The sequence below is a fragment of the Stenotrophomonas sp. CCNWLW57 genome (genome assembly GCF_037203925.1).
Classification (GTDB): domain Bacteria; phylum Pseudomonadota; class Gammaproteobacteria; order Xanthomonadales; family Xanthomonadaceae; genus Stenotrophomonas; species Stenotrophomonas rhizophila_A.
The window spans coordinates 362830-380213 of the sequence record NZ_JBBCBJ010000003.1 but is presented as its reverse complement, the minus strand read 5'-3'; the positions used below and the strand labels follow the sequence as shown (position 1 = coordinate 380213).

Here is a 17384-nt window from a genome sequence, read left to right as displayed (position 1 = left end):
TGGAGCCAGGCGGGATCGAACCGCCGACCTCCTGCATGCCATGCAGGCGCTCTCCCAGCTGAGCTATGGCCCCACGTTGATGCTGCGAGCCGCCTATCATATCGGTGTTTTCCGAAAAGGGAAACACTTTTTTCGACGGATACAAAAAACCCCGGCATTGCCGGGGTTTTCTGCGTTTGATTGGCGTCCCCACGGGGATTCGAACCCCGGTCGCCACCGTGAAAGGGTGATGTCCTAGGCCTCTAGACGATGGGGACGCACGAAACTTTGAATTTTGCTTCTGTCGGACGGCCTATGTCCGGAGAAGTGGTGGAGCCAGGCGGGATCGAACCGCCGACCTCCTGCATGCCATGCAGGCGCTCTCCCAGCTGAGCTATGGCCCCACGTCGTGAGGAGCGAGATCATAGCGATGCTGTTTTCGATTGGCAAGAAAAAACTGTCATGACGTTGGCAATCGTTGATGGCGAAGACGCAACGCATTGCTGATCACCGACACCGAACTGAGGCTCATCGCCACCGCCGCGAGCATCGGCGACATCGTGATGCCCAGTGGATACAGCACACCGGCCGCCACCGGAATGCCCAGGCCGTTGTAGAGGAACGCGAAGCCCAGGTTCTGCCGCATGTTGCGCACACTTGCGGACGACAGCTGGCGTGCGCGCAGGATCCCGCGCAGGTCGCCCTTGACCAGCGTGACCTGTGCGCTGGACATCGCCACGTCCGTGCCGTTGCCCATCGCGATGCCGACATTCGCGCTTGCCAATGCAGGCGCATCGTTGATGCCATCGCCGGCCATGGCCACCGTGCGGCCCTGTGCCTGCAGCGTGCGGATCAGTTCGGCCTTGTCCGCCGGGCGCATTTCACCGTGCACCTCGTCCAGGCCCAGCTCGCGCGCTACGGCTTCAGCCGTGGCGGTGCCGTCGCCGGTCGCCATCACGATGCGCAGGCCATCGCGGTGCAGCTGCGCGATGGCTTCGGCGGTGGACGCCTTGATGGGATCGGCCACTGCAATCAGCCCGGCCAGGGTGCCGTCGACGGCCAGGAACATCACGCTGGCCGCCGCCTCGCGCAATTGCCCGGCATCGGCGTGCAGGAGCTGCAGGGAGATGTGGTGGTCGGCCATCAGCGCGGCGTTGCCGAGCAGCAGTGTCCTGCCTTCAACCGTGCCACGCACGCCAAGGCCGGTGAGCGAGTCGAAGTCCTCCACCGATGCGAGTGGGCGGCCTCGACGGCGCGCTTCGGCGACGATCGCCGCGGCCAGCGGGTGTTCGCTGCCCTGGTCCAGGCTGGCCGCCCAGTGCAGCACGTCGTCTGCCACGAATCCGGGCACCGCCTTTACGTCGCGGAAGGCGGGGCGGCCTTCGGTGAGGGTGCCGGTCTTGTCCACCACCAGCGTATCCACGCTGCGCAGCGCTTCGATGGCCTCGGCGTCGCGGAACAGCACACCCTGCTGCGCCGCGCGTCCGGTGGCGACCATGATGGTCATCGGCGTGGCCAGGCCAAGGGCGCAGGGGCAGGCAATGATCAGCACCGCCACCGCGCTGAGCACCGCATGCGTCCACGACGGGTCCGGTCCGAACAGGCCCCAGCCGAAGAAGGTCAGCATCGCCACGCCCAGTACCGCCAGCACGAACCAGTAGGCGACCTTGTCGGCCATCCGCTGCATCGGTGCGCGCGAACGCTGCGCCTGCGCCACCAGCTGCACGATCTGCGCCAGCATGCTGTCGTCGCCCAGCCGCTCGGCACGGATCACCAGGCTGCCGGTCCCGTTGAGGGTGGCGCCGATGACGGTATCGCCCACGGTCTTGGCCACCGGCACCGGTTCGCCGGTCAGCATCGATTCGTCCACCGTGGAACGACCCTCCAGCACGCTGCCATCCACCGGTACTTTCTCGCCCGGCCGCACCCGCAGGCGGTCGCCGGGCTGCAGTGCCGCGATGTCCACATCTTCCTCGTGGCCGTCCTCGCGCAGCACCCGCGCGGTTTTCGGTGCCAGCCCCAGCAACGCCTTGATCGCCGCCGAGGTCTGGGCGCGGGCGCGCAGTTCCATCAGCTGGCCGAGCAGGGTGAGGGAGATGATGACCGCCGCCGCTTCGAAGTACACGCCCACGTGGCCGTGCTGCTGGAACGACGGCGGGAACAGCCCGGGCGCAATCGTTGCCACCACGCTGTAGGCATACGCGGCCAGCACACCGGTACCGATCAGGGTCCACATGTTCGGGCTGCGGTTGCGGATCGACTGCGCCCAGCGCTGCACGAACGGCCAGCCTGCCCACAGCACCACCGGCGTGGCCAGCACCAGCTCGATCCACACCCGCACGCCCGGCGGCACGCCGTGCAGCAGCGGGGTCATGGCCAGCATTGCCAGCGCCATGGTGGCGATGCTCAGCGGCAGGCTCCACCAGAAGCGCCGGCGGAAGTCGGTGAGCTCCGGGTTTTCGCCCTCTTCCAGGCTGGGCATCATCGGTTCCAGCGCCATGCCGCAGATGGGGCAGGTGCCGGGCCCTTCCTGCACGATCTCTGGATCCATCGGGCAGGTGTAGAGCGTGCCGGCCGGTACCGGTTCGGCAATGTGCGATGCAGGGTCGAGATAGCGCTGCGGCGAGGCGATGAATTTCCGCCGGCAGCCGTCGCTGCAGAAGTGGTAGTCGCTGCCGGCATGCCGGGCGTGGTGCGCGGTGGTGTCCGGGTTCACGTCCATGCCGCAGACCAGGTCCTTGACCGTGTTGCCCGCCGGGGCGCCACCGCCGTGCGCGGCGCAGCAGCTGCCTTTGGGCGCGGTCATCGGTGGGGCTCCGCCAGTGCACCCAGGATCGGGCATTGTTCCAGGCCGCCATGGCCGGGGCAGGCATCGACCAGCTGCTCCAGCGCGGCATGCATGCGCTGCAGCTCGGCGACGCGCTGTTCGATGTCCTGCAGCTTCAGCACTGCCGCCTCGCGAACCTGGGCCATGTCCTGGCCGCGCTGGTCGCTAAGGGCGAGCAGTTCGCCGATTTCCTCCAGGGTAAAGCCCAGCGCCTTGGCGCGGCGGATGAAGCGCAGGCGGGTCAGGTCGGTGTCGTTGAAGACCCGGTAGCCACCGGCACTGCGCTGGGCCGTGGGCAGCAGATGCTGGCGCTCGTAATAGCGCACGGTATCGATGGGCACGCCGGCCTGGCGTGCGAGTTGTCCAATGTTCACGGCGACCTCTCTGGGGAGCAGGCGCACAGTGTGGACCCTGGAGTCTGGTCAAGAGTCAAGGGTTTGCGGCGGCGGCCTCCAATGTCGTTACCGGTCCGGATTTACAACTAGTTTCATAGCTGCCGTGGGGGGCGCTCCGTACGCTCCATTGGAATCGCCGTCAGGCCTTGATCCAGCAGGGTTTGGCGGTCTCAGCAGCCGTTCCAGGAGCGCCGCCATGGAAGCACTTCCCCCCTCTTCATCGCCCACCCACAAGCCCACGTCCCCGACCCTGATGGAAGTCGCGGTGCTCGAATACCCGGGCAGCCTGCGTGCTGCCGCACCGGTGCTGTCCGAACTTGCCCAGCGCTGCAACCGCACCGCTGCGGCGGGTAAACGCACGGGCGCGCGCATGCTGGTGACCCGCTGGACGCTGTCCACGCGTGGGCATGGCATGCAGCGGGTGGCCGGCGCCGAACTGTTCGGCGATACCCCGCCGGCCGTGATCGTGGTGCCGGGTAACGAGCCCAGCTGGCCGCTGATGCAGGCCGACGAACGCATGCTGACCTGGCTGCGTGACTGCCATGACGCGGGCAGCTTGCTGGCCGGCTGCGAAGAGGGTGGGCTGCTGCTGGCCTCGGCCGGGGTCATGACCGGGCGCTCGGTCAGCGTCCCCGACCTGTCGCGCTGCCCGTCGCTGGCGGCGGTGGTGCCGGGCTGGCATCCGAGCGAGCGCGCGCTGGTGGACGACGGAGACCTGCTGACCGCTTCCGGCCCGGATGCATGGAAATATCTCAGTCTGCGGCTTCTGGCCCGGATCTACGGGCAGAGCGTGATGAGCGCGGCCATCCAGCAGCTTCAGCTGGTCATTCCGCGCGGCGTGCAGGAAGACCTGGAGCGCTTCAGTCCGAACTTCGCCCATGGCGACCGCGGCATCCTGAAGGCGCAGCGCTGGCTGCACGGCATCGCGGCGCGTGGCGTCACCCTGCAGGACATCTGCGACGCGGCAGGGCTGGAGCCGCGCACGCTGCAGCGGCGCTTCCTGAAGGCCACCGGCCTGCGTCCGATTGCCTACTGCCAGCGGCTGCGCATCGCAAAGGCGCAGCTGCTGCTGCAGGCGGGCGGTGCGGTCGATGAGGTGTCGTGGGCGGTGGGGTACTCCGACCAGAGCGCCTTCCGCCGGCTGTTCCTGCGCATCGTCGGAGTGACCCCGGCGCGTTACCGGCGGCAGATTTTCGCGCAACGGCGCGAGCGTCCCCGCAGCCCGCTTGCGCAGCTGCAGGGCGAACCGTTGCGCCCGGCGGCCTGAGTCGCTGCGCCAGTGGCTGCAGGGTCAGGCAGATGCGTCTACCCTGTGGGCCATTCGCCGTTCGCGTGCATTCCAGGAGTTGCCATGTTGTTGAAGACCTCGCCCGTGCTGGGCTCCGTGCTGAGCGCTGCGTTGCTGCTGGCAGTCGCCGGCTGCAGCCAGGCCCAGCAAAGCCCCGCCACCGCGAAGGCGACGGCCCAAGCGGCATCCGCGAAGAGCGCCAACCGGCCGGCCGTGCTGCAGGGCATCGAGAAGCAGGGCTTCGAGGTCATCGGTGAATTCGACGCACCCGGCGGCCTGCGCGGCTTCGCTGGCGTGGTCGGCGGACAGCAGCCCGCTGCGGCTTACGTAACGGCGGACGGCAAGAATGTGATGGTCGGCACGCTCTTCAATGAGAAGGGTGAGGATGTCGGCGCGGCGCCGCTGGAAAAGCTGGTGGCCAAGCCGATGTCGGACCGGATCTGGAAGCGGCTGGATGGCAGTGCGTGGGTGCGCGATGGGCGCGCCGATGCCCCGCGCGTGGTGTACACCTTCAGCGACGCCAACTGCCCCTACTGCCATCGCTTCTGGGAAGCAGCGCGGCCGTGGGTGGACAGCGGCAAGGTGCAGCTGCGCCACGTCATGGTGGGCGTGATCCGCGAAGACAGCCCGGCAAAGGCGGCCGCGATCCTGGGCGCGCCCAATCCAAGCGCCGTGTTCCTGCAGAACGAACATGACTTCAGCAAGGGTGGCATCAAGCCGGCCGCGACGATCACGCCGACGCTTGCCAACAAGCTCGACGCCAACCAGGTGCTGATGGTGGAACTGGGCTTCCAGGGCACGCCCGGCATCCTGTTCCGTGATGCGCAGGGCATGGTGCAACGCGTGTCCGGCATGCCGCAGGGCGAGGACATGGAAAAGGTGATGGGCCCGCGTTGATCTGAATCAAGGTCGACCCGCATGCGCGCAGCCACACTGCGCGCATGGCGTTTGACAACGTAAAACTTCACGAAAAACTCACTCCTGACTTGTTACTCAGGGCGCTGGCGTGCGCAGCTACTGCGCGTCACCCGGGATGAGGAGGGAATCCCACGCGGGTGCACTGCCGATGGCAGTACGGCGATTGCAACATGTCGCCGTAATTACTGCGGTCGTCGTTCTCCTGCGGAGCAGTACCGGGTTGCCGTTATCGGCCGTGCGCGTGAGCGCAGCTGACACCGGCAGTATCGTCTGCAGTTCAGGGAGGACGTGATGCGTTGCGTTGCCGTGCTGCTGTTCTCTGCCTTGGCGCTTTCCGCGATTCCGGTGCATGCGCAGGATTCCGCCGACGCCCTGCGCCAGGACATCCGCACCCTGCGACAAACGCTGGAGGCGATGGAAAAGCGCCTGGATGCGCTGGAAACCGCCGAAGGCCGTGCGCCTGCGCAGCGTCCCGAGGTGACCGCTGTTGCGCCCACGGCGATCACGCCGTCCGCCACGCTTCCCCATGCAACCACCACCCAGGTGCCCGGCACCGGCCAGGCCATCCTGCCGCCGCGTGATTCAGTGGCCGATCCGTCATCGGCCGCCTCGCGGCCGGACAGTGTGGCCGGCCCGACCGATCCGGAACTGAAAGGGTTCCTGGCCATCCCCAATACCGACACGCTGATCCGCATCGGTGGCTATGCCAAGCTCGATGCGATCGTGGATACCCGTGCGGCCGGGGACGAGGATCAGTTCGTGACCTCCACCATTCCGGTGGGCAGCGCTCACCGCGATGTCTCCAACTTCAACCTGCATGCCAAGCAGACCCGTTTCAGCTTCGAAGCACGCCGCCCGACCAGCCGCGGCAACCTGCGCTTCTACCTGGAGAACGACTTCTTCGGCAGCAGTGACGGCTACCAGTTCCGGCTGCGGCATGCCTACGGGCAGCTCGGCAACACCTACGCCGGCTATGGCTACGCCACCTTCATGGATGCCGACAGCCTGCCCGACACGCTGGACTTCGCCGGTCCCGGCGGCGCCGGCTACCTGCTGGTGGCCGGCATTCACCACAGCTTCGCGATGGGCAAGGGCAACACGTTGACGGTGGCGGCCGAAGATCCCGATGCACAGCTGGCGGGGACCACCGATGCAACGGTAGCCGCCAACCGGGTGCCGGATGTGACCGTTACCGCGCGCCTGGAGCGTGACTGGGGCCACCTGCAGCTGGGTGGGGTGGCGCGCAGCCTTGGCTACGACGGCGACCAGCGCGACGACCGCCGGTTCGGCGGCGGCGTCCAGCTCAGCGGTTCGGCGTCGGTCGGCGAACAGGACCTGCTGCTGTTCGGCGCGCTGGGCGGCAAAGGCCTGAGCCGCTATACCGCCGACCTCACCGGTTCGGACCTGGATGCGGTGATCGGCCAGGACGGGCGCCTGCATGCGCTGTCACTGCAGGGCGGCTTCGTGGGTTACACGCACTACTGGTCGCCGCTGTGGCGCTCGAACCTGATCTACGGCCAGCTCACGATGGCGCGCAACGCCGCGCTCGCGGCCGATGCGTTCCGCCAGAGCCGGTACGGGGTGTTCAACCTGATCTGGAGCCCGGCGCCGTCGTGGACGATGGGCATGGAAGTGCTGTACGGGCAACTGGAGCAGCAGGACGGGCAACGCGCCGACACGGTGCGGGTGCAGGGCAGCCTGCAATACAACTTCATCAAGTAGCGGAGAAACCGTCATGGCGCAAGCGAAGAAAATCGGAGTTGTCGGCGCCACCTTCCTGGTGGCCGGCAACATGATGGGCTCGGGCGTGTTCCTGCTGCCGTCCAGCCTGGCCAAGATCGGCACCGCCTCGATCTGGGGCTGGCTGGTCACCACCGCCGGCGCACTGCTGCTGGCCTTCGTGTTCGCCAAACTGGGCAAGCTGGCGCCCATGGCGGGCGGCCCGTATGCGTACGCCCGCGACTGGTTCGGGCCGTACATGGGGTTCCAGACCAACACCATCTACTGGTTCGCCAACTGGATCGGCAACGTTGCGATCCCGATCGCGGCGGTGGGCTACTTCAGCTACTTCTTCCCGATCCTGTCGCAGCCGATACCGCGCTGCATCGCCGTGCTCGCGCTGGTGTGGGCGCTGAGTTTCGCCAATGTGATCGGCCCGGCCTTCGTCAGCCGCCTGCAGACGGTGACCACCAGCTTCGCGCTGGTACCGATCCTGGGCATTGCCATCTTCGGCTGGTTCTTCTTCGACCCGGCCATCTTCAAGGGCGCCTACAACGTCTCGGGCGAATCCAACTTCGGCGCGATCTCCAGCGCGGCGGCGCTGACGCTGTGGGCCTTCATCGGGGTCGAGTCGGCCTCGGTCACCGCCGGCGTGGTCGAAAACCCGGAGAAGAACGTGGCGCGGGCCACCCTGGCCGGGGTGTTCCTGGCTGCGGTGGCGTATATCGCCAGCTCGTCGGTGATCATGGGCATGGTGCCCAATGGTGACCTGCAGGTCTCCGATGCACCGTTCGCGCTGGCGGCGGCCAATGCGGTGGGCGGCTGGGGCGGCGCGCTGGTGAGCCTGTGCGCCTTCGTCGGCGCCGCCGGGTCGCTCGGCGGCTGGATCCTGCTGACCGCGCAGAGCGCCAAGGCGGCCTCGGACGATGGCCTGTTCCCCAGCGTCTTCAGCAAGACCAACAAGGATGACGTGCCGGTCAAGGGCGTAGTGATCGTGGCGGTGCTGATGACCTTGGCCGTCCTGCTCACGTCGACGTCGGAAACCGCCTCGGCGCAGTTCGACGTGATTACGTCGGCGGCGGTAGTACTGACCCTGCTGCCCTACATCTATTCCTGCGTGGCCTGCTACTTCGTGGTCGAACGCTCGCACACCCTGGTGCACACCGGCGCGTTCTGGTTCCTGACCAGCATCACCGTGGTGTACTGCCTGTGGGCGATCTTCGGCTCCTCCGGCAGCATCGTGCAGTACGCCTTCCTGTTCGTGCTGTTCATCACGGTGTTCTACCCGTTCTTCAGCGAGGAGCGCCGCCGCCAGCGCGGCCAGCTGCCGCCGCTGGACAGCCCCGCCAGCACGAAGATTCCGTGACCTTCCCCCAGGAGAAACGCTGTGTATTTCAAGTCTCTGGATTACCCGATCATCGTCATCGACGACGACTACGAGTCCCCGCGCATCGGCGGCATCCTGATCCGCGCGCTGGTCGAGGAGCTGCGTGGCAACGACCAGCGCGTGCTGTGCGGGCTGACCCTGGCCGATGCCCAGGCCGGTGCGCGGACCTATGTGGCGGCCTCGGCGGTACTGATCTCGATTGATGGCACCGAAGACAAGCCCGGTGAGTTCCAGCGCCTGCTGGGGTTCCTGCGCGAGCAGAGCGCACGCCGCGGGGGGTTGCCCGTGTTCCTGTACGGCGAGCGCCGCACCATCGAGAAGGTGCCGAGCAAGCTGCTCAAGTACGTGCACGGCTACATCTTCCTGTTCGAGGACACCAAGAGCTTCATCTCGCGCCAGGTGATGCGCGCGGCCGAAGACTACATGCAGCAGTTGCTGCCGCCGTTCTTCAAGGCACTCATCCACCATACCGCCGAATCCAACTACTCCTGGCACACCCCCGGCCACGCCGGTGGGGTGGCCTTCACCAAGTCACCGGTGGGGCGCGCGTTCCATCAGTTCTACGGTGAGAACACGCTGCGCAGCGATCTGTCGATTTCGGTGCCGGAGCTGGGCTCGCTGCTCGACCACAGCGGGCCGATCAAGGAGGCGGAAAACGAGGCTGCGCGCAACTTCGGCGCCGACCACACCTTCTTCGTCACCAATGGCACCTCCACCGCCAACAAGATCGTCTGGCATGGCACGGTGGGGCGGGGCGATGTGGTGTTCGTCGACCGCAACTGCCACAAGTCGCTGCTGCATTCGCTGATCATGACCGGCGGCGTGCCGGTGTACTTCACCCCCAGCCGCAATGCGCACGGCATCATCGGGCCGATCAGCCTGGACCAGTTCACCCCCGAGGCACTGCAGCAGGCCATCGCTGCCAACCCGCTGGCCAGCAAGGCGTTCCGCGCCGGCTCCAAACCACGGATTGCGGTGGTCACCAATTCCACCTATGACGGGCTGTGCTACAACGCCGAGAAGATCGCCGACGAGATCGGCAGCGCGGTGGATTTCCTGCATTTCGACGAGGCCTGGTACGCCTATGCGGCCTTCCATCCGTTCTATGAAAACCACTACGGCATGGCCAAGGGCAAGCCGCGTGGCCAGGACGCGATCATCTTCACCACCCATTCCACCCACAAGCTGCTGGCCGCGTTCTCGCAGGCCTCGATGATCCACGTGCGCAACGCGGCGACCCGCGAGCTGGATGCCGAACGCTTCAACGAAGCGTTCATGATGCATACCACCACCAGCCCGCATTACGGGGTGATTGCCGCCTGCGACGTGGCGTCCAAGATGATGGAAGGCGCGGCCGGTGAATCGCTGGTGCAGGAAATGCACGACGAGGCGATCGCCTTCCGTCGGGCCATGCTGCACGTACGCGAGGACCTGGGCCGCGACGACTGGTGGTTCAGCGTGTGGCAGCCGGACAAGCTGGAGCGCTCGCTGGGCAAGGGCGATGCACCAACGCCGATGGTGGCAAAGCGCGAGGAATGGTACCTGCAGCCCGATGCGCATTGGCACGGGTTCGATGGCCTGGTCGAAGACTACGTGCTGATCGACCCGATCAAGGTCACCCTGCTGACCCCGGGCCTGTCCATCGACGGTGACCTGGGCGAGCTGGGCATTCCCGCCGCCGTGCTGAGCAGGTTCCTGTGGACGCGCGGCATCACGGTGGAGAAGACCAACCTGTACTCGGTGCTGTTCCTGTTCTCGATGGGCATCACCAAGGGCAAGTGGAGCACCCTGGTGACCGAGCTGATGGCCTTCAAGGAACTGTTCGACAACAACGCGCCGCTGACCCGCGCGCTGCCCGACCTGGCGGCAGACTACCCGCAGACTTACGGTGGCTGGGGGTTGCGCGACCTGTGCGAGGCCCTGCATGCGTTCAACCGCGAGTTTGCGGTAGCCCAGGTGATGCGTGCGATGTACGTGGACCTGCCCGAGCCGGTGATGACGCCGGCCGAGGCCTACGACCACCTGGTGCGTGGCCAGATCGAGCGCGTTGATATCGAAGCGATCAGTGGTCGTGTCGCCGGGACCATGCTGGTGCCTTACCCGCCGGGCATTCCGACCATCATGCCGGGCGAGCGCTTTGGCGCGCAGGATGAGCCGATCATCCAGTCGCTGCGCATTGCCCGCGAGCAGAATGTGCGCTTCCCGGGCTTCGAGTCGGACGTGCACGGGCTTATCATCGACCGTGACGGCGACGTGCCGAGCTACAAGGTGGAGGTGCTGAAGACCTGAGCGGCGGCCAGGATCTTCGGCAGGCGATGGATACAGCACGCGAGCAGCGGATCCTGAAATTCTCGATTGGCGTGACGGTGGCGGTCAGCGCCACCGGCTTCATCGGCGGCCTGCTGGTGGGATCGCAGGCGATCCTGTTCGACGGGGTATACAGCCTGGTCGATGTAGCCCTCACGCTGGTGGCGCTGGCCGTGCTGCGCCTGCTCGGGCGCGAGGGCAGCCCACGGTTCCAGTACGGCTATTGGCACCTGGAGCCGATGGTGGAAGCGCTGGGCGGGGCGATCCTGGCGTTGGCCTGCATCTATGCGTTGGCCAATTCGATCATCGGGCTCACCACCGGCGGGCACGTCATCCGCGCCGGGCCGGCGTTGATGTGGGCGACCCTGTTGTGCGTGAGCAACCTGGGCATGGCCGCGTTCGTGCGCGTGCATGCGGCGCGATTGAGTTCGCCGCTGCTGTGGCTGGACGTACGCGCCTGGCTGCTCAGCGGCATGATGAGCCTGGCGGTGGTGCTGGCCTTTGCGCTGGCGCTGCTGCTGGAAGACGGCGACCACGCCCATTGGATTCCATTCCTGGATCCGCTGGTGCTGGCGATCATCAGCCTGGCGGTGTTGCCGGTGCCGCTGCGCGGTGCGTGGAAAGCGATGCGCGAGGTGCTGCAGGTGGCGCCCGATACGCTGGACGCGCGCGTACAGGCGGTGATGACGCAGTTCGTGGCCGAGCACGGCTATCTCGGTTTCACCAGCCATGTGGCCAAGATGGGGCGGATGCGCTTCGTGGAGATCCACATCCTCACCCACCCCGACACGGTGATCGGCACCATCGGCAGCGTCGATGCGCTGCGCGATGACATCGCCGAACGGCTGGATGCCCGTGGCAGCGAGTTCTGGCTGACCATCGATTTCACCGCCGATCCTGCCTGGACCTGATATATACGTATCGTATATGATGCGTATATTCCGTAGCCGAGGCATCCCATGGGCATCGTCAACATCGACGACGAACTGCACGACAACCTGCGCCGCGCCAGCGGCGTGTCCGGCCGCTCGATCAACGCCCAGGCCGGCTTCTGGATCAAGGTCGGCATGCTCTGCGAAATGAACCCGGGCATGAGCTACCAGGAGATCGTCAATCGTGAGCTGCGCGCGGCCGGGGTCGATCCCGGTGCCCTGCGGGTGGCGGTCGCGTGATCAAGACGCTCGAGGAACAGGCGCTGATGCGGGCATCGGGGCGGTTGTTGGCCTCGGTGTTCGAGGCACTGGACCGCTTGCCGCTGGAAGGCATGAGCACCCTGCAGGTGAACGACTGGGTGGAGCGGTTCATCGTCGATGAACTGCATGCGCGGCCGGCCAGCAAGGGCCAGTACGGGTTTGCCTATGTGCTCAACAGCTCGGTGGACAATGTGGTCTGCCATGGCGTGCCCTCGGCAGACGAGATCCTGCGCGGCGGCAGCATCGTCAACCTGGACATCACGCTGGAGAAGGATGGTTTCATCGCCGATTCCAGCAAGACCTACCTGATCGGCGAGGTCGATTTCCAGGCGAAGCGGCTGGTGCGGGTGACCCGCGAGGCCATGTGGAAAGGCATCTCGGTGGTGCGCCCGGGGGCGACGCTGGGCGATATCGGCTTCGCCATCCAGCAGCATGCCAAGGCGCACGGCTACAGCGTGGTGCGCGAGTTCTGCGGGCACGGCATCGGGCGCGAGATGCACGAAGACCCGCAGGTGCTGCATTACGGCAAGCGCGGTACCGGCGTGGAGCTGGAGCCGGGCATGACGTTCACCATCGAGCCGATGATCAACCAGGGCCGTGCGGCGATCGACATGAGCGAGGACGGCTGGACCGTGACCACCCGCGATGGGAAGTTGTCCGCGCAGGCGGAGCATACGGTGCTGGTGACGGAAACCGGGGTGGAAGTGCTGACCCTGCGCGAAGGCGAGCGCATGCCGACGGCGTAGCGCCACGCCCGGCGCTACGGTGTGTCCCGGGTGGAAACGAGCTTGAGGAACGCCTCGTTCTGGTAGCGGCTCATGCGCAGCTGCTGGCCGGTGTCCAGGGTAACGACGTGGTGGCCGTTGAACCACGGGTGGATCGCCTTGACCCGCCGGATGTTGACGATGGCCGATCGGTGCACGCGGGCAAAGTGGCGCGGGTCCAGCCGGGCGGCGAGGGCGGCCATGGTGCCACGGTGTTCGTGCATGCGGCCGGCGAGGTGGATCTCGGCGATGTTGCGTGCGGCCTTGATCCAGACGATCTCGTCCACGTCCACCAGCACCACGTGTTCGTCGACCCGTACCGGTATGCGCTGCAGGTAGGCCTCGCGCTGGCGCAGTGCGTCCAGTGCCTGCAGGATCTGCGTGGCCGTCTGCGCACTGGTGCCGGCGGCAGTTGAAAGGCGTTGCCGGGCGCGCTGCAGGGTAGCGGCAAAGCGTTCGCGGCTGAACGGCTTGACCAGGTAATCCACCGCATTGGCCTCGAAGGCCTTCACCGCGTACTGCTCGTAGGCGGTGACGAACACGGTGGCCGGCATGCGCTCGGCGCCGATGGTGGCCACCACGTCCAGGCCGGTGATCGCCGGCATCTGGATGTCCAGGAACACCAGGTCGGGCGAGTGCTCGCGGATGGCGTTCACTGCGGAGACGCCGTCGCCGCATTCGCCCAGCAGTTCGATCTCCGGGTCCTCGGCCAGCAGGCGCACGATCGCGCGGCGCGCCAGCGGCTCGTCGTCCACCACCAGCACCGACAGGGTCATGCCGGCGCCACTCCCGCCGTGAACTCCGGCGCTTCGTCTTCCACCTCCAGGGTACGGAAGGGCAGGCGTACACGGCAGGCCACGCCCTCGGGCCAGATGATGTCCAGCCGCACGTCGGCGGCATCGCCGTACAGCTCCTTCAGGCGCAGCCGGGTGTTGGACATGCCGATGCCATGGCCTGCGGGCGCGCCGGGCGTGGCGTCAAGCGTGCTGTTGCGGTTGCGCACTTCAATGCACAGCACCTCGCCGTCGCGGCGCGTTTCGATCTCGATCACGTCACTGCCCACGCGCTGCCCGATGCCGTGGCGCACCGCATTCTCCACCAACGGCTGCAGCAACAGGCTGGGCACGGCGCAGTCGAGGGTATCCGGGGCGATATAGGTGCGGGTGGTCAGCCGGTCCTTGAAGCGCACGCGCTGGATGCCCAGGTACAGCTCGATCAGGTCCAGTTCCTGGCGCAGGGGAATCTCCTGGCCGTCGTAGTCTTCCAGGAAGGCGCGCAGCAGTTCGCTCAGGCGCAGCAGCATGTCTTCGGCCGAGACCGTGTCTTCGTCCAGCAGGGTGATGATGGCGTGCAGCGTGTTGAACAGGAAATGTGGCTGCAGCTGGGATTTCAGCGCAAGCAGCCGCGATTGCGCCAGTTCGGTGGCCAGCCGGCTGGCTTCCATTTCGCGCCGCGCCTTTTCGGCCTGGAAGTGCAATGCCTGCTGCAGCGCGAACAGCGCCCAGTAGGTGAGCAGCCCGATGGCGAAATGCTGCGCCAGGAAGTACCCGAGCTGTTCGAAGAAGCCGCTGGGTTCGAACAGCGCGGAGGCCGCTGCGCCGATGAGCATTGCGCCGAAGGTCACCGCCAGGCTGGCCACGACCTGCCTGCCCAGGCCAAGCAGGCGGCGCTGGGGATCCAGCGGATAGCGCTCGGCCAGGCGGAACACCAGCGGTGCCAGTGCCGCCCACGTGTACCACTGGATCATGGCCCAGCGCAGGTGCACCAGGAACGGCCAGCTGTTGCCGTGCAGCCCATCGCTGAGCGAATGCTGCACGGCAAACACCAGCACCACGGCCGTCCACAGCAGCAGGTAGCGGGCGAGGCTGATCGATGTACTGCCAAGGCGAACCATCATGGCCGGTATCCAGGACGCCCGGCGCAGCGGGGCAGGGCCATCTTAGGCGTGCGGGCGGGCCCGGAGAAGCGCCATGGGGGCCCATTACGATTGGTCCTGCCGGGACGACGATTCGTCCCGGATCGGTGGCGTGCGCGGGGCGGCCAGCGGCCTGATGGCGGCGAACCCAACCGCCGGAGCTGCCGCGATGTTCCCGATCCGTCTTGCCTTCCTGACCAGCCTGCTTTTCGCCACGGCCACGCATGCCGCCGCCCCGCGTTACCTGACACTGCTCAACCGCGCCGATGACAGCATCACCACGCTGGAGGTGGCCACCGCCGGCGGCGACGCGTTCGAGCAGCGCCCGATCGACACCATCGACGGCGGTGGGGGCAGCACCACGGTGCGCCTGGGCGATGCCGGCTGCCGCTTCGACCTGCGCCTGCAGTTTCGTAACGGGCGCACGGCGATCTACCGCGACGTCAACGTATGCAAGGGCGATACGCTGGTGATCGCGCCGCTGCGGTGATGCATGCGTCCGGTTGCCCGCGCCTACCGATCCCGCTGCGGTGGCATCACCGGTACGTGGTCGGCCATCAGGGCCGCTACCCAGTCGACGAACACGCGCAGTTTGGCGCTGACGTGGCGGTTGGGGCGGAAGGCGATGTGCAGCGGCATCGGGTTGACCTGCCAGTCGGTGAGCACGCGTAGCAGTTCGCCGCGCCCGGCGTGTGCGGCGGCAACGTAATCGGGCAGCCAGAGCACGCCGAGCCCTGCTACTCCGGCCGCCAGATAGGCGTTGCCGTCGTCGACCGCCAGCTGATGCCGGCCGTGAACGGTCAGCGTTTCTTCGCCACGCCGCAGCGCGTAGGGCATGGCGCCTGCACGCCGCGAGCCCCGGTAACCGACGATGCGATGGGGTTCGGCTTCCAATGCCTTGGGGTGGTCGGGCATGCCAACCGTGGCCAGGTACTGCGGCGCGGCGTACAGCCCGGCCTGCAGGTCGCCGATGTGCCGCGCGACCAGCGAGGGGTCGGTGAGCACGCCGCCGCGGATCACGCAGTCCACGTTCTCATCGATCAGGTCGACATTGCGGTCGCTGACGCCCAGGTCCAGCTGGATGTCCGGATAGCGGGCGTGGAAACCGGGCAGGGCAGGGACGAGCAGGAACCGCGCCAGCGGCGCGGGCACATCCACCCGCAGCCGGCCGCGCGGGCTGGCGGCAAAGCTGGAGAGGCTGGTTTCCGCGTCGTCCAGGTTGGCGAGCAGCCGCGAGACGTGCTCGTAGTACGCCGCGCCATCGTCGGTGACATTGACCTGGCGGGTGGTGCGGTTGAGCAGGCGCACCCGCAGCCGCGCTTCCAGCTGCTGCACCAGCTGGGTCACCGTGGTGCGGCTCATGTGCAGGGTCTGCGCGGCCCGGGTGAAGCTGCCTGTCTCCACGACGCGGGCAAAGGCCTGCATGGCATCGAAACGGTCCATCGGCACTCCTGCGGGCAATTGTTTGGATTCTACAAACAGTGATGGACAAGGTTGGTCGTTTATCGACCGGGCCGGGGCGCCTACCGTGGAGATATCCCATCACCCGGGGCAAAACCCCTCTGGAGTCTGCAATGGCAAGTCGCGACGTCGTGTTCCCCTCTGGCCGGCAGGATCTGTATGCCCGCTACCGCTATTCGCCGGCGGTGCGGTCCAACGGCTTCCTGTTTGTCTCCGGCCAGGTCGGCAGCCGCGAGGACGGTTCGCCCGAACCGGGCCTGGAAGCGCAGGTGCACAAGCTGTTCGAGAACCTCAACGCAGTGCTGGCGGCCGCCGGCTGCACGTTCGACGATGTGGTCGACGTGACCGTTTTCATGATCGACCCGGACCGGATCCTGGAGCGGGTCTGGGCGATCGTGCCCGAGTACTGGGGCCAGGCGCCGCACCCGACCCTGACCGCGGTCGGGGTCACCTGGCTCAGCGGGTTCGACGTGGAGTTCAAGGTGGTGGCCAAGCTGTCAGAGGCCCGCCCCTGAGGGTTCGTTTAACGGAATTGACACAAATATGAACAGGAGGCAGAGTGGCGCCGCCCAGATGGGCAAACCACCTTTTGGAAGGACCTGAATGAAGAAGTTCGTCACCCTGGCCGCCGCCATCGCGCTGGCCACCCTGTCGACCGATGCCATGGCCGGCCACGCATTCGTGCGCGCCGAGCTGGGCAGCAGCGATACCGAAGTGCGTTACGACGGTTTCCGTGGCAGCGAGTCGGACACCTCCGCCTCGGTCGGCGGCGGCTACTGGTTCACCCCGAACATCGGCGTCGAAGGCCATGTCGGTTCGCTGTACAACAAGGACCTGGGCTACGACCAGGAGCTGGATCTGGTCTCGATCGGTGCTGGCCTGGTGGTCAAGAAGAACTTCGGCGCCGACAATACCGGCTTCTTCATCGGCGCACGCGCCGGCATCGCGCGGCTGACCGCGCAGGTGCGCGAAGACACCTTCGACGTGGTGGATGACGAAAGCTCGACCAAGCCGTACTACGGCGTCAATGTCGGTTACGACTTCAACCGCCGCTGGGGCCTGAGCCTGAACTACGACCGCCGCCAAGGCGATTTCAGCGGCGTGGACGTGGACGTGGATACGATCAGCCTGGGTGGCGAGTTCCGCTTCTGATCCCACCGCCAGCGGTGACAGGACAACGGCAGGCCGGTGCAACGGCCTGCCGTTTTCTTTTGCGCGGGCAAGGGCATAG

The 17384-nt window shown here is 66.6% G+C and carries 16 protein-coding genes and 3 tRNA genes; 11 read left to right on the top strand and 8 right to left on the bottom strand.

The genetic code is table 11. The features are described 5' to 3' along the window. From V9K91_RS09600 to V9K91_RS09580, 5 genes are all read right to left on the bottom strand, one after another. Window positions 1–73: transfer RNA gene (locus V9K91_RS09600), tRNA-Ala, on the bottom strand. Window positions 74–181: 108 nt separating this feature from the next. Continuing rightward, window positions 182–257, bottom strand: a tRNA-Glu gene (locus tag V9K91_RS09595). Window positions 258–307: 50 nt separating this feature from the next. Further along, window positions 308–383 (bottom strand) — tRNA-Ala (locus V9K91_RS09590). Window positions 384–439: 56 nt separating this feature from the next. Next, the gene (locus V9K91_RS09585) at window positions 440–2785 is read right to left on the bottom strand and encodes a heavy metal translocating P-type ATPase (protein ID WP_336443132.1); all 2346 of its coding nucleotides are present in this window, start codon (window positions 2783–2785) and stop codon (window positions 440–442) included. Further along, window positions 2782–3180 carry a heavy metal-responsive transcriptional regulator gene (locus tag V9K91_RS09580; protein WP_095362675.1) on the bottom strand — a complete coding sequence of 133 codons (399 nt, stop codon included), beginning with the start codon at window positions 3178–3180 and terminating at the stop codon, window positions 2782–2784. The genes V9K91_RS09585 and V9K91_RS09580 overlap by 4 nt, the downstream gene beginning before the upstream one ends. Before the next feature lie 217 nt (window positions 3181–3397). Here V9K91_RS09580 and V9K91_RS09575 point away from each other — a divergent pair, with 217 nt between their 5' ends. From V9K91_RS09575 to map, 8 genes are all read left to right on the top strand, one after another. Beyond that, on the top strand, window positions 3398–4468 hold the full coding sequence (locus V9K91_RS09575; RefSeq protein WP_237334251.1) for a helix-turn-helix domain-containing protein: 1071 nt from the start codon (window positions 3398–3400) through the stop codon (window positions 4466–4468). 84 nt (window positions 4469–4552) lie between these two features. Continuing rightward, a complete protein-coding gene (gene dsbG / locus V9K91_RS09570) occupies window positions 4553–5386 on the top strand; it encodes a thiol:disulfide interchange protein DsbG (protein WP_336443131.1) in 834 nt (277 codons plus the stop codon). Window positions 5387–5698: 312 nt separating this feature from the next. Beyond that, window positions 5699–7129 (top strand): DcaP family trimeric outer membrane transporter, encoded by a 1431-nt coding sequence (locus V9K91_RS09565; RefSeq protein WP_336443130.1) that lies wholly within the window; start codon window positions 5699–5701, stop codon window positions 7127–7129. Between the two features lie 13 nt (window positions 7130–7142). Next, entirely contained in the window at window positions 7143–8492 is a 1350-nt protein-coding gene (gene adiC, locus V9K91_RS09560) for an arginine/agmatine antiporter (RefSeq protein ID WP_095362672.1), read from the top strand. A 21-nt stretch (window positions 8493–8513) separates the two neighbouring features. Continuing rightward, window positions 8514–10802, top strand: coding sequence for an Orn/Lys/Arg decarboxylase N-terminal domain-containing protein (locus V9K91_RS09555; RefSeq protein ID WP_095362671.1), 2289 nt, complete (start codon window positions 8514–8516; stop codon window positions 10800–10802). Window positions 10803–10828: 26 nt separating this feature from the next. Continuing rightward, the gene (locus V9K91_RS09550) at window positions 10829–11731 is read left to right on the top strand and encodes a cation transporter (protein WP_336443129.1); all 903 of its coding nucleotides are present in this window, start codon (window positions 10829–10831) and stop codon (window positions 11729–11731) included. A gap of 48 nt (window positions 11732–11779) precedes the next feature. Beyond that, entirely contained in the window at window positions 11780–11992 is a 213-nt protein-coding gene (locus tag V9K91_RS09545; RefSeq protein ID WP_068852612.1) for a ParD-like family protein, read from the top strand. Continuing rightward, window positions 11989–12759 (top strand): type I methionyl aminopeptidase, encoded by a 771-nt coding sequence (gene map / locus V9K91_RS09540; RefSeq protein WP_336443128.1) that lies wholly within the window; start codon window positions 11989–11991, stop codon window positions 12757–12759. The genes V9K91_RS09545 and map overlap by 4 nt, the downstream gene beginning before the upstream one ends. A gap of 14 nt (window positions 12760–12773) precedes the next feature. Here map and V9K91_RS09535 read toward each other — a convergent pair whose 3' ends face one another. Beyond that, window positions 12774–13553: a response regulator gene (locus V9K91_RS09535; RefSeq protein ID WP_184126899.1), complete on the bottom strand. Its 780-nt coding sequence runs from the start codon at window positions 13551–13553 to the stop codon at window positions 12774–12776. Beyond that, window positions 13550–14674 carry a histidine kinase gene (locus V9K91_RS09530; protein WP_210130518.1) on the bottom strand — a complete coding sequence of 375 codons (1125 nt, stop codon included), beginning with the start codon at window positions 14672–14674 and terminating at the stop codon, window positions 13550–13552. Before V9K91_RS09530 ends, V9K91_RS09535 begins: the two co-directional genes overlap by 4 nt. Before the next feature lie 73 nt (window positions 14675–14747). Here V9K91_RS09530 and V9K91_RS09525 point away from each other — a divergent pair, with 73 nt between their 5' ends. Then, window positions 14748–15182, top strand: a complete 435-nt coding sequence (locus V9K91_RS09525) for a hypothetical protein (protein WP_210130517.1) — start codon at window positions 14748–14750, stop codon at window positions 15180–15182. A 23-nt stretch (window positions 15183–15205) separates the two neighbouring features. Here the strand turns inward: V9K91_RS09525 and V9K91_RS09520 are convergent, their stop codons facing one another. Further along, window positions 15206–16153, bottom strand: coding sequence for a LysR family transcriptional regulator (locus tag V9K91_RS09520; RefSeq protein WP_306988359.1), 948 nt, complete (start codon window positions 16151–16153; stop codon window positions 15206–15208). Window positions 16154–16266: 113 nt separating this feature from the next. Here V9K91_RS09520 and V9K91_RS09515 point away from each other — a divergent pair, with 113 nt between their 5' ends. Together V9K91_RS09515 and V9K91_RS09510 are read left to right on the top strand one after the other, a co-directional pair. After that, the gene (locus V9K91_RS09515; protein WP_336443127.1) at window positions 16267–16668 is read left to right on the top strand and encodes a RidA family protein; all 402 of its coding nucleotides are present in this window, start codon (window positions 16267–16269) and stop codon (window positions 16666–16668) included. Window positions 16669–16756: 88 nt separating this feature from the next. Beyond that, the gene (locus V9K91_RS09510; RefSeq protein ID WP_093535904.1) at window positions 16757–17305 is read left to right on the top strand and encodes an acyloxyacyl hydrolase; all 549 of its coding nucleotides are present in this window, start codon (window positions 16757–16759) and stop codon (window positions 17303–17305) included. The last annotated feature ends 79 nt before the right edge of the window (window positions 17306–17384 follow it).